The organism is Romboutsia ilealis (assembly GCF_900015215.1).
Taxonomy (GTDB): Bacteria; Bacillota; Clostridia; order Peptostreptococcales; family Peptostreptococcaceae; genus Romboutsia; species Romboutsia ilealis.
Genome location: NZ_LN555523.1, coordinates 2,395,970 through 2,408,979, shown reverse-complemented (window position 1 = coordinate 2,408,979; position 13,010 = coordinate 2,395,970). Strand labels below are relative to the sequence as shown.

General features: G+C 28.5%; 12 protein-coding genes. All 12 read left to right on the top strand.

Going from position 1 to position 13,010, the window contains the following annotated elements; all coding sequences use genetic code 11:
* Window positions 1-31: 31 nt before the first annotated feature.
* The 12 genes from CRIB_RS11385 to CRIB_RS11330 all read left to right on the top strand — a co-directional run bounded on the left by CRIB_RS11385 (window position 32) and on the right by CRIB_RS11330 (window position 12,926).
* Window positions 32-1,582, top strand: coding sequence for a DUF3794 and LysM peptidoglycan-binding domain-containing protein (locus CRIB_RS11385; RefSeq protein ID WP_180702446.1), 1,551 nt, complete (start codon window positions 32-34; stop codon window positions 1,580-1,582).
* A gap of 178 nt (window positions 1,583-1,760) precedes the next feature.
* Complete coding sequence (gene ispE / locus CRIB_RS11380; RefSeq protein ID WP_180702445.1) at window positions 1,761-2,651, top strand: 4-(cytidine 5'-diphospho)-2-C-methyl-D-erythritol kinase; 891 nt, start codon at window positions 1,761-1,763, stop codon at window positions 2,649-2,651.
* Window positions 2,635-3,315 (top strand): GntR family transcriptional regulator, encoded by a 681-nt coding sequence (locus CRIB_RS11375; protein WP_180702444.1) that lies wholly within the window; start codon window positions 2,635-2,637, stop codon window positions 3,313-3,315. The genes ispE and CRIB_RS11375 overlap by 17 nt, the downstream gene beginning before the upstream one ends.
* Before the next feature lie 207 nt (window positions 3,316-3,522).
* Window positions 3,523-4,188: a stage II sporulation protein R gene (spoIIR, locus tag CRIB_RS11370; RefSeq protein ID WP_330404873.1), complete on the top strand. Its 666-nt coding sequence runs from the start codon at window positions 3,523-3,525 to the stop codon at window positions 4,186-4,188.
* Between the two features lie 16 nt (window positions 4,189-4,204).
* Window positions 4,205-4,723 carry a cell wall hydrolase gene (locus CRIB_RS11365; protein WP_180702443.1) on the top strand — a complete coding sequence of 173 codons (519 nt, stop codon included), beginning with the start codon at window positions 4,205-4,207 and terminating at the stop codon, window positions 4,721-4,723.
* A gap of 142 nt (window positions 4,724-4,865) precedes the next feature.
* Window positions 4,866-5,933 carry a D-alanine--D-alanine ligase gene (locus CRIB_RS11360; protein ID WP_180702442.1) on the top strand — a complete coding sequence of 356 codons (1,068 nt, stop codon included), beginning with the start codon at window positions 4,866-4,868 and terminating at the stop codon, window positions 5,931-5,933.
* Window positions 5,934-5,947: 14 nt separating this feature from the next.
* Complete coding sequence (murI, locus tag CRIB_RS11355) at window positions 5,948-6,757, top strand: glutamate racemase (protein ID WP_180702441.1); 810 nt, start codon at window positions 5,948-5,950, stop codon at window positions 6,755-6,757.
* A 62-nt stretch (window positions 6,758-6,819) separates the two neighbouring features.
* Window positions 6,820-7,236, top strand: coding sequence for a DUF1934 domain-containing protein (locus CRIB_RS11350; RefSeq protein WP_180702440.1), 417 nt, complete (start codon window positions 6,820-6,822; stop codon window positions 7,234-7,236).
* Window positions 7,237-7,420: 184 nt separating this feature from the next.
* A complete protein-coding gene (tilS, locus tag CRIB_RS11345; RefSeq protein WP_180702439.1) occupies window positions 7,421-8,806 on the top strand; it encodes a tRNA lysidine(34) synthetase TilS in 1,386 nt (461 codons plus the stop codon).
* A gap of 32 nt (window positions 8,807-8,838) precedes the next feature.
* On the top strand, window positions 8,839-10,818 hold the full coding sequence (gene ftsH, locus CRIB_RS11340) for an ATP-dependent zinc metalloprotease FtsH (RefSeq protein ID WP_180702438.1): 1,980 nt from the start codon (window positions 8,839-8,841) through the stop codon (window positions 10,816-10,818).
* 160 nt (window positions 10,819-10,978) lie between these two features.
* The gene (locus tag CRIB_RS11335) at window positions 10,979-11,956 is read left to right on the top strand and encodes a biotin--[acetyl-CoA-carboxylase] ligase (protein ID WP_180702437.1); all 978 of its coding nucleotides are present in this window, start codon (window positions 10,979-10,981) and stop codon (window positions 11,954-11,956) included.
* Complete coding sequence (locus tag CRIB_RS11330; RefSeq protein WP_180702436.1) at window positions 11,949-12,926, top strand: P1 family peptidase; 978 nt, start codon at window positions 11,949-11,951, stop codon at window positions 12,924-12,926. Before CRIB_RS11335 ends, CRIB_RS11330 begins: the two co-directional genes overlap by 8 nt.
* Window positions 12,927-13,010 lie beyond the last annotated feature (84 nt).

Genomic DNA, 13,010 nt, shown 5'->3' with positions numbered 1-13,010 from the left:
ATATTTATATTAGATATATGGGGAGGCAAATATGGAATTAATAAAAGATATAATAAAAGTGGATAATAGAATGGACTTTGGTAAATTTCAAACCTTTATAGAAACAGAGGCAGTTGTGCCTGATAAGAAATCAGATGTATATGAAATAATAAAAACAGAAGGGTACATATCTTTAAAGAAAGTAGAACTTACAGAAGGGAAGGTACTTTGTAGAGGTAGTTTCAACTACAATGTAATATATATAACAGATGATAAAACAACAGTTTCAAATGTAGATGGTAAGATAGATATAAATGAGGTTATAGAAAAAGATAATATATCTCCGGATATGGAATATATGTTATTCCCAGAAGTAGAGCATGTAGATTGTACTATAATGAATGAAAGAAAAATAAGAGTAGGGGCTCTTATGAATTTAAGAGGAAGTATATTTGACAAGCAAAGATTAGATATAGTAAAAGATGTTGCTCAAGTTGAAGGTGTTCAAAAGCATAGAAAAGAAATAAACTATCAAGATATTGTAGGTATAGAAAAATCAGAAAGTGCAATAAGAGATACAATAACTATAAATACTGAAGAAGTTCAATCAATAATAAGTTTAAATCCATATGCTAAAGTAAAAGAAACTAGAGTATCTGATAATAAAGTTATAGTTGGTGGGGTAGTAGAAATAAATCCTTTAGCGTGTACATATGATGGAGAATTAGTTGAATTAGATAAGATAGGAATAGATTTTACACAATTTATAGAAGTTCCAGGGGCATGTGAAGGGATGACAGAAGAAACTTTATTATCTATGGGAGAATTAAACTATGTATTTAAACAAAACAATGAAAGTAATACTGGTTTACTAGAAATAGATTGTACAGTTGAATGCAAAGTAAAAGTTACAGATGAAATAACAAGAGAAGTTTTACAAGATGCTTACTCACCTGAGAAAATAATAAAATTCGATTATAGAACAATGGAAGTAAATAAAACGATAGACTCTGATATAGAAAGTTTTGTTGTAAGAGAAACTATAAAAAATAGTAATGATGACATACAAATAAAGGATATAGTGAGTGTTTGTCCATCTATATCTATAGAAAATTCTTATGTAGAAGGGGATAAGAGTATAATACAAGGTATAATAAAAGTTGATATACTATATGTTCCTGTAGAAGGTTTAAAATCAGTTTATAGAATAAGTGAAGAAATACCATTTGAACATGATATAGAAATAGATGATTTAACTGATACTTGTAATATATTTAATACAGTTTCTATAGAAAAATTAGAGGTTGATTTAAATAGAGATGATATAGATTTATCAGTGAAAATAAAGAGATTTATAGAAGCTGTAGATAAAAAGACAGAAAGTTTTATAGTTAAGGGTGAAGACTTAGGAACATATGATTTATCTAAAGCTCCAAGTATAATAGTTTATATATGTAAAGAAGGCGATAATCTTTGGAATATAGCAAAAAAATATAATACAACAGAATCAGAAATAGCAGAATTAAATGAACTAAAAATGGAAGAGCCATTAAAGCCAGGTAAATGCTTAATTTTAGAAAAAAAAGTAGCAATGTGTGATTAATATAAATCTGTTTTACTAAAATATTTATATAATAACTATGATAAATAAAGCAATTATTTATTAGCAGGGGCTGCTAAAATAAAATAATAGGGGATTATAGTCCCCTATTATTTTATTTTTTGTAGTATAATATAAAGAGCAAGCATTAAATGTATTATAAATACTTAAGGAGGCTAAAATGAGTTCAATAGAGTTAAAAAGCAGAGCTAAAATAAATTTATCAATAGATGTGCTAGGAAAAAGAGAAGATGGATATCATTTAGTCGAAATGATAATGCAGACAATAGATTTATATGACATTATAAAGATAAAAGAAATTGAGATAGATGAAATTAATATAAAAAGTAATAGTTCAGACATTCCTTTAAATGAAAACAATATTGTTTATAAGGCAGCAAAAGTATTGAAAGATCAATTTAACGTAAAAAATGGTGTAGAAATATTTATAGAAAAAAATATTCCAGTAGCAGCAGGTATGGCTGGAGGAAGTAGTAATGCAGCTGCAGTTTTAGTAGGGCTTAATAAACTTTGGAATCTCAACTTATCAGAAGTGAGATTACAAGAAATAGGACTTAAATTAGGTGCAGATGTTCCATTTTGTATATCAGGAAGTGCAGCTTTAGCTCAAGGAATAGGGGAAGAATTAACTTATATAAAAGGACTATCTAAAGATACAGTCATATTAGTTTGTAAACCGAATTTATTTGTATCAACAAAGGATGTATATGAAGGATTAGATTTACAAAATATCAAAAATAGACCAGATAATAAATTCTTAATAGAATGTCTAAAAAAAGGGAATATAAATTTATTAGCAACAAATATGGTAAATGTGCTTGAAAGTGTAACAAGTAAAATGCATGAAGAGATAAAAGATATAGAAAAGATAATGTTAGAACACAATGCTTTAGGATCTATGATGAGTGGAAGTGGACCTACAGTTTTTGGATTATTTGATAAAGAGGAAGATGCATTAAATGGAAAGGGAGAACTACTAAAGAAATATAATCAAGTTTATGTTGTCAGAAGTAGTGAAAAAGGAGTTGAAATTAATGGAGAGTTTAACTAAGTTAAATTTAGATGAGTACAAACCGCTAAGAGATGTGGTATTTGAGAATTTAAGGGAAGCAATAGTAGAAGGTCGATTAAAGCCGGGACAAAGGCTTATGGAAGTTCAATTAGCTGAACAATTAGGCGTAAGTAGAACACCAGTAAGAGAAGCTATAAGAAAATTAGAATTAGAGGGATTAGTTGTTATGCTTCCGAGAAAAGGTGCTTATGTAGCTAACATGTCATTAAAAGATTTAAAAGATGTATTAGAAATAAGAGCCAGCTTAGAAGGTCTAGCAGCATCTCTTGCTGCTGAGAGAATATCAGATGAAGATATAAAAAAATTAGAATTTATAATAGAAGAATTTAACGATAGTATAAATGAATCAAATGTAGAAGCTTTATTAAAGAAAGATGTAGAGTTTCATGAATGTATATTTAAATCTACAAATAATAAAAAATTACATCAATTAATAAATTCTTTATGGGAACAAGTCTATAGATTTAGAGTTACATATATATCAGACTATGATTCTACTGTAAATATAATAGAAGAGCATAGAATGATATTAGATGCTATAAAAAGAAGAGATAGTAAACTTGCTAAACAATATGCTATGGAACATATTCAAAAGGCCGAGCATTTTATGATAGAAACAACAGTAAATAATAAAGAATTATAAATAGAAAAATCATTGGATTAATTTAAGATAGCTAAATTTACCCAATGGTTTTTTTATTAAAAATAATAAATTAATAAAAATATTTTATCGTAAAATTTGATTAGTTATATTTGTACCAACCAAATTAGAATTTTATTAGTCAAACTCGTATAAATTAATTAAAATTGGAGATACTCAAAATAGTAATATTTTGAGGGGGATTTAATGATGATTAATAAAATAAAAATAAGATTAAGTATATTAATATTAAGTTTAATTGCAATTATATCTGTTATGACAATATCAATAAGTGGAGAAGTAAAAAAAATAAGTACTGCATCAGAAGATTATAAAGATAAACTTATAAGATTCCATGTGATAGCAAATAGTGATTCAGATGAAGATCAAAATTTAAAATTAAAAGTAAGAGATGCTATTATAGATTATTTACAACCTAAATTATTAGAGTCAGAGAGCATAGAAGAAAGTGAATCAATAATAAAAAAAGAGTACGCTGAGCTTGAGAAAATAAGTAAAAATATTATTTTAGAAAATGGATATAATTATGATATACAAGTAGGAATTGACTATAGTGAATTCCCTACTAAACAATATTCTAATGTAATACTTCCAGCAGGTGAGTATAAAGCATTGAGAATAATAATAGGTGAAGGCAAAGGAAAAAACTGGTGGTGTGTTATGTTTCCTCCTTTATGCTTTGTAGATGAACAAAAAGGGATAATAGATAAAGATACAGATGATAAATTAAGAGAGGTATTAACTGAGGAAGAGTATGAGTTAATATCTCAAAAAACGAGTAAGCAAATGAACAGAGTTCAGATTAAATTTAAAATAGCCGAAATAATACAAAATATAATTAAAGAAAAAAACTAAAGGAGTGACAAAATTTATGGATAGGTGTTATAAGCTTAAAGTTTTAATAATAGTTTTAACTTGTGTGCTTATTCCTACAAGTCTAATATATTCAAATGAATTAGATACAAATTCTAATACAAAAGCATCTTCTGTTCAATCTAAAACTGTTAAACAACAAAAAAGAGAAGTAATAAATATTACTAATGAAGAATTATTACTTTTATCTAAGTTAGTTGCAGGAGAAGCTCGAGGTGAAAGTTATAAAGGACAAGTTGCTGTAGCTGCAGTAGTTATAAATAGGGTAAAAGACCCTAGGTTCCCAAATACTATAAAGGATGTTATATATCAGAAAAATGCATTTTCTGTAGTTAAAGATGGGTCTATAAATATGCAACCTACAGAGTCAGCATATACTGCTGCACAAGAGGCATTATATGGTAATGATCCAACTAACAAAGCAATCTATTTTTGGAATCCTGATATAGCTACATGCAATTGGATAAAGACGCTAAATCCATATATGAGAATAGGAAATCACGTATTTGCGAAATAGTTGAAAATGTATATTTTAAATATTAATAAAGGTGCGTTTGCGCCTTTATTTTTTTGTTAAAATAAATTATAATAATCATTTAGATAATAAAATGCATATAATATTTGATATTAACAAATATTTGCAGAAAGGTGAGCATATTATGAGTAAAATAAATGTGGCTTTAATATTTGGTGGAAAATCTGGTGAACATGAAGTTTCACTGTTATCAGCAGCGTCGATTTGTAAGCATATTAATAGAGATAAATATAATGTTTTTACTATAGGAATAACAAAAGAAGGAAGATGGATGTTTTATGATGGAAATGAAGAAAACATCAAAAATGGAAGTTGGGTTGATTTAGCTAATCAAAATGTTGAGATAAATTTAATACCTTCAGGAAATAAAGAAGTTGGATTAAAATTTGAAGACGGAAGAGTAGAAAAGATAGATGTACTGTTCCCAGTGTTACATGGTCCATACGGAGAAGATGGTACGATACAAGGATTATTTGAAATAAGCCAAATACCATACGTAGGATGTGGGGTTTTAGCATCTAGCGTAGGTATGGATAAACTTATATGTAAAAAGGTATTCTCACAAATAGGATTACCACAAGTAGATTACACATATACAAATAGATGGGAATTTAATACAAATAAAGATCAAGAATTAAATAACATAGAGGAAAAATTAAACTACCCTATATTTGTAAAACCAGCTAATTTAGGTTCAAGTGTAGGTATATCTAAAGCTACAAATAGAGAAGAGCTTCTAGTTGGTATAGAAGAAGCTTTAAAATATGATTCAAGAATAGTTTTAGAAAAAGGTATAAATGCTAGAGAAATAGAAGTTGCTGTTATCGGAAATGAAGAGGTTAAAGCATCTATAGCAGGTGAAATAAAGCCAGCTAAAGATTTCTATGATTATGAAGATAAATATATAAATGGTGCTTCAACTTATGATATACCAGCAAATATAAAAACAGAAGATATGGAAGACATAAGAAGAATGGCAATAGAGGCATTCAAAGGAATCGATGGAAAAGGACTTTCAAGAGTAGATTTCTTTATAGATAAGGATTCAGGTGAAATATTTATAAATGAAATAAATACATTACCAGGATTTACAAATATAAGTATGTATCCTAAAATGTGGGAAGCTACAGGTTTAGAGTATCCTAAACTTATAGACAGACTTATAGGGTTAGCACTAGATTCTAAAAAGTAAAGTGGGTGTTACAAATGAATAATAGGCCTATAGGTGTGTTTGATTCGGGACTAGGAGGTCTTACAGTATTAAGAGAAATAATGAAAATCACACCAAGTGAAAATATAGTTTATTTTGGAGATACGGCTAGAGTTCCTTATGGTCCTAGATCTAAGGAAACAATAATGAAATATACTTTTCAAGCTATAGATTTTTTAATTTCAAAAAATGTAAAAGCTATAGTAATAGCTTGTAATACAGCTACAGCAAGGGCATTAAAAGAAGCAAATGAAAAGTATGATTTGCCTATAATTGGAGTCATAGAAGCGGGTGCAAGAACTGCGGCATATACTACTAATAATAAAATTGTTGGAATTATAGGAACTGATGGAACTATAAGATCTAAAGCATATAATATAGAAATTGCTAAAATAGATCCTGATATAAAAATAATAGATAAAGCATGTCCTTTATTTGTTCCTATAGTAGAAGAAGGATGGGCGAACACTGACATAGCATCATTAACTGCGAAAAGGTATTTAGAGGAATTAATGGATAAAGGTATAGATTCTTTAGTATTAGGATGTACACATTATCCATTACTGAAGAGAACAATCGGAGAAATTGTTGGAGAAAAAGTTAAGTTAGTAAATCCTGCAAAAGAAACTGCAAAAGATTTAAAGCAAATACTAGAAGATAATAATATGCTTAGGGATGATGTTGAAGAAGTACCTAAGTATGAGTATTATGTATCAGACATACCAGAAAAATTTGCTGCTATTGCAGAAGAATTTTTAAAGAAGGAAATAGATGATATAAAAAATGTAGAAATACAACAGTATTAATTATAAGTATAAACTTTAAGCAATAGCTTAAAGTTTATACTTGTTTTAGGAGAGGATTTATTTTGGAGGCAAAACTAAAGATAATTACAAAACAATACGATGAATTAGGAACGATAGATACTATAGAAGTAAAGACTATAGGGAAAATATTTGAAAAGAATAAAGATATATATGTAGTCTATGAAGAAAGCGAAGAAGGTCAAAAAATAACAACTACAGTAAAGATTTCTGATGAAGAAGTTTCTATAAAAAGGTTTGGAAATGTAAATTCTTTAATGGTATTTAAAGAAAAGCATAAGCATCTTACGAAATATAAAACAAACCAAGGAATATTTATGATAGAAACAGAAACTATTAAATTAATAGTTGATAAAAGTAAAAAAGATTATATAAAATTAAATATAGAATATAATATAAATATATTAGATTTATTTAAGGGAAAAAATGAAATAAATATGTTAATAGAGTATAATATATAATACGGATTATAAATATATATTTTATAGAAGGTAGTTAAAATACTACCTTTTATTTGATTTATTTGGTATTATAGTAAGTATATTAAAGTTTATATATTTTAAAAATTTATACAAGGGATTATAGTTTTTTTATAGAAAACTATAGATACGAGTTATAAAAAAACTAAATGTAAGAGGTATAAATATGGTTTTTGAAAAAGTGCTAAGTACTATAAATAAACATAACTTAATAGAATCAGGGGACAAAATTGTTATAGGAATATCTGGAGGACCAGATTCTGTTTGTCTATTGCACATATTAAGTAGACTTAAGGATAAACTAGACATAGAATTATATGCAGCCCATTTGAATCATCAAATAAGGGGAATAGAAGCACAAAAAGATGCCTTATACGTTTCAGATATATGCGACAAAATGGGAATAACTTATTTTTTAAAGTCTATAGATGTTCCTAAATATTGTGAAGATAATAATTTATCAATAGAAGAAGGGGCAAGAAAACTTAGATATGAAATGTTTGATGAAATAAAACAAAAAACGAAATCAAACAAAATAGCAGTTGGACATAATTTAAACGATCAAGCAGAAACTATTTTAATGAGAATTATGAGGGGAACAGGACTTCAAGGTCTTAGAGGGATAGAATATGCTAGAGAAAATGGTGTAATTAGACCACTTCTAGATATAGAAAGAAAAGATATAGAAGAATATTGTGAAGTACATAATTTAAATCCTAGAATAGACGAAAGTAATTTAGAAAATATTTACACTAGAAATAAAATTAGATTAGAATTAATACCATATATGAAAGATAATTTTAATACTAATTTAATAGAATCTATAGTAAGGATGAGTAATAATTTAAGAAGTGATAGTGACTATATTGAATCTGAAGCTAAATCTGAGTTTAAAAATATATGTAAAGTTACTTCTGATACAGTAGACATAAAAATAAATGATTTTAGTAAGTTACATAATGCAATAAAAGTAAGGATTTTAAGAGAAGGAATAAAATCTATTTTAGGTGATACGAATTTTATAGAGCAAAAACACATAGAAGATATAATAGGGTTTGAAAGTGAATCTAAAATAAATAAGATGTTAACCCTTCCAAGAGGTGTATTTGTATATAGAAAGCAAGATTGTATAACATTAACTACTACAGAAATAGTCATTGAAGATATAGATTTCTTATATAATATACCTAGTAATGGATTTGTTAAGATAAAAGAAGTAAACACTATAATTGAAACCCAAACAATGACTATAGATAGATATAAAAGTGGAAAAGTAGATAAAATGTCTAGAGGGTTTGATTTAAACAAAATAAAAGGAGGTATGGTAGTACGTAGTAGACAGCAAGGTGATAAAATAAAACTTGCTGGAGGTTCTAAAAAAATTAAAGATCTATTTATAGACTTGAAAATAGCAAGAGAAGAAAGATGTAAAGTACCTATAATATCTGATGAACAAGGTATATTACAAGTTGGTCAGTATAAGTCTAGTGAAAATTATAAAATAGATGAAAAAACAAAAGAAGTCTTAAAGGTTACCTTTAAGAAACTATAGAATAAAAACAACGTATGAAAGGAGGGCTTCTTTTGAATAAATTTTTCAAAGGAATAGGTTTCTACCTAGTAATTTTTATAATAATCGTAGGAATAGTTCAGTTTTCAGGAACACCTGCACAGGAAGTGAAAACTTTAGAATTTTCAAAAGTATACAGAGAGTTAACAAATGAAAATATATCTCGTCTATACTTTATAAGTGATACAGCAGTAGAAGGTACTATAAAAGATTCAAATACTAAATTTAGATCTTATGTACCTGAGGAGGTAATAGGAGATACTCTTTCAAAAGAGGTACTAGATCAAGTTAAAGAAGGTAAAATTGTAGTTGGTGGAGAAGCTAAGCCATCTACACCTTGGTTTATAGAGTTATTACCTACTTTATTGTTAATATTCTTTATGGTAATACTATGGTTTGTATTTATGAATCAGTCTCAAGGTGGAGGCGGAAGAGTTATGAACTTTGGTAAGTCAAAAGCTAAGGTTCATAAGGATGATGAAAAAACAAGAGTAACATTTAAGGAAGTTGCAGGATTAAATGAAGAGAAAGAGGACTTACAAGAAGTTGTTGATTTCTTAAAGAATCCTAAAAAATATATAGAACTAGGAGCTAGAATACCAAAAGGTATACTTATGGTAGGACCTCCTGGAACAGGTAAAACTTACTTATCAAGGGCTGTAGCTGGAGAAGCAGGAGTACCGTTCTTTAGTATAAGTGGTTCTGATTTCGTTGAAATGTTTGTTGGAGTTGGTGCATCTAGAGTTAGAGATTTATTTGATCAAGCTAAGAAAAATGCACCAGCAATAATATTCATAGATGAAATAGATGCTGTTGGTAGAAAAAGAGGTGCAGGTCTTGGCGGAGGACATGATGAAAGAGAACAAACTCTGAATCAGTTACTAGTTGAGATGGATGGTTTTGGTGTAAATCAAGGTATAATAATAATGGCTGCTACAAACAGACCTGATATATTAGATCCAGCCTTACTTAGACCAGGAAGATTTGATAGACAAATCGTTGTAGGGGCACCAGACGTAAAAGGTAGAGAAGCAATATTTAAAGTGCATTCTAAGAATAAGCCTTTAGCAGATGATGTAAAGATAGAAGTATTAGCAAGAAGAACACCTGGATTTACTCCGGCTGATATAGAAAACTTAATGAATGAAGCAGCAATACTTACTGCTAGAAAAAGAGAAAAGAAAATTCATATGGAAACTATAGAAGAAGCTATAACAAAAGTTATAGCAGGTGTAGCTAAAAAATCTAGGGTTATAAGTGAACCAGAAAGAAAACTTACGGCTTACCATGAAGCAGGGCATGCAGTTTGTGCACATGTATTACCTCATGTAAGTCCAGTACACCAAGTTACAATAGTTCCAAGAGGAAGAGCTGGAGGATTTACTATGCAACTTCCTGTTGAAGATAAATTCTATGCAACTAAAAATGAAATGAAAGAAAATATAGTTGTATTACTTGGTGGTAGAGTAGCTGAGGAATTGACTTTAGATGATATATCTACAGGAGCATCAAATGACTTAGAAAGAGTTTCAGCAACTGCTAGAAATATGGTTACTAAATATGGTATGAGTACTAAATTAGGACCTATGACATTTGGAGATTCAGATGATGAAGTATTCTTAGGAAATAGCTTTGCAAGTAAGCAGAATTATTCTGAAGAAGTAGCTTATGAAATAGATAAGGAAATAGGAAGAATAGTTGATGAATCTTACAAGCAAACTAAAAAGATTCTACAAGATAATATGGATAGATTAGAATATGTGGCTAAAGCATTATTAGTATATGAAACATTAGATGCAGATCAATTCTTAAAAGCGTTTAACAAAGAATTGTCATTAGATGTTTTAAATACTAAAAAAGATGATAAAGTAAATGCTAGTGAAGTAGTTGAAAAGAAAGAAACTTTATCTAGATCGTTACAATCAGATATAGATTTAGGTGAAATAGATAAATCTTCTCAAGAAAAAATAGATAAAGATGAAAATCAACAATAGAAAAGAGCCTTTAAAGGCTCTTTTTTACGATTAAGGATATTATATAAATATAGAGTTTTTTATGTTTAGGTATGTGAATTAAAGACTATGTATTAACTTTAATAAACCTAATATATAATTACTTATTATAATAATTAGTAAAGTTGAATAGGGGTGGAATATGAGAGAGAAAATAATAAAAGATATACTAAATAGTAAAGATGATTTTATTTCAGAACAAGAACTAGCTAAAAAGTTAGGGATATCTAGATCTTCAATATGGAAACACATGAATGCTTTAAAAGAAGAAGGATACAATATTGAATTTGTAAATAGAAAGGGATATAAATTAATAGAAGACTCAAAGGATTTACTAACATATCAAAGTATTTCTCATAGACTAGAAACTAAGGTTATGGGGAGAAAAATAGTTCATTTTGAGACTATAGATTCTACTAATGATTATGCTAAAAAAGTAGCTTTGCAGGAACTAGAAGGAACTGTGATTATTAGTGAAGAGCAAACAAAAGGAAAAGGAAGAATAGGTAGGCAGTGGTATTCTAAATCTAAAGAAGGTATTTGGATGAGTATTATATTAAAACCAAAGATAGTACCACAAAAAGCACCTTTTATAACTTTAATAGCTGGGGCTAGTATAGCTAAAGCTTTAAATAATTTAGGGATAGAAACAACTATAAAGTGGCCAAATGATATAATAATAAATAATAAGAAGATTGCAGGTATTCTTACTGAACTATCAGCAGAAATCGAGAGAATAAATTATATTATCTTAGGAATAGGCATAAATGTTAAAACTATGGAGTTTTCCCAGGAAATATCTGAAATTGCGACTTCATTATATAAAGAAGGTCATAAAATATCTAGAGTTGATATAGTTAGGAATATATTAGAAGAGTTCGAGAAACTATATATAAAATATATAAATGAAGATTCTAAAGAAGAAATTTTAAATATATGTAGAAATTACTCTGCTATTATAGGTAAAGATGTGTACTTGATTAAAGGTGAAGAAAAAGAGTTGATTAGATGTTTAGATATAAATCAAGAGGGTAATTTAGTAGTACAAACAAAAGATAGTATTATAAAAGAAATTATTTCAGGAGAGGTATCTATAAGAGGAGTTAAAGGATATGTATAATAATATACTAGATGTTAAGGGATTAAAAGTAGGGCAAGTTGAAGATAAAGAAGGATTAACTGGATGCACAGTTGTTATATGTGAAAAAGGTGCTGTTTGTGGTGTTGATGTTAGAGGTGGAGGTCCGGGTACACGAGAAACAGATTTATTAAATCCTATAAATATGATTCAAAAAGTACATGCAGTTGTTTTATCTGGTGGTTCAGCTTTTGGATTAGAGTCTACATGTGGTGTAAGTAGATATTTAGAAGAACAGAATATAGGTTTTGATGTAGGTGTTACTAAGGTTCCTATAGTCGTAGGTGCAGTACTGTTTGATTTAGGAGTTGGAAATCCGAAGTCTAGACCTAATATAGAGATGGGATATAGAGCTTGTGAGGTAGCAAGTGATACAAAGTTAAACCAAGGGAATTTTGGAGCGGGTTGCGGAGCTACAGTTGGTAAAATTAAAGGTATAGAATATGCAATGAAGGGTGGAATAGGTAGTCATTCAATTAAACTTCCTAACGGATTAGTTGTATCTGCTTTAGTTGCAGTAAATGCTTTTGGAGATGTATATGAAAATGGGAAAGTTATAGCAGGAACTATGGATAATGAGAAGAAAAACATGCTAAACAGCTATGAATTGATGAAAAATGGAGTCAATAAAGGTGGATTTAGTATAGATAACACTACTATAGGTATTGTAGCTACTAATGCTAAATTAAATAAAGCTGAGTGTAAAAAAATATCTCAAATGGCACATAATGGTTATGCAAAAGCTATATTCCCTATACATACCCCTCATGATGGAGATACTATATTTACTATGGCTACGGGAGAAGTTGAAACAGATATTACGCTTTTAGGATCTTTAGCTACAGAGGTTGTAGAAAAAAGTATAATAAATGCGATAAAAAATGCGGATTCTATAGGAGAAATACGCTCACATAAAGATATAGCTCGTAATCAAGAATTATTGACAATGTAAATTACTATTGATACAATTGTTTTGTTATAGCAGGTATCTAATTTTTAGAGCTTGACTTTACTATAGCGAAAAATAAAATTTAGA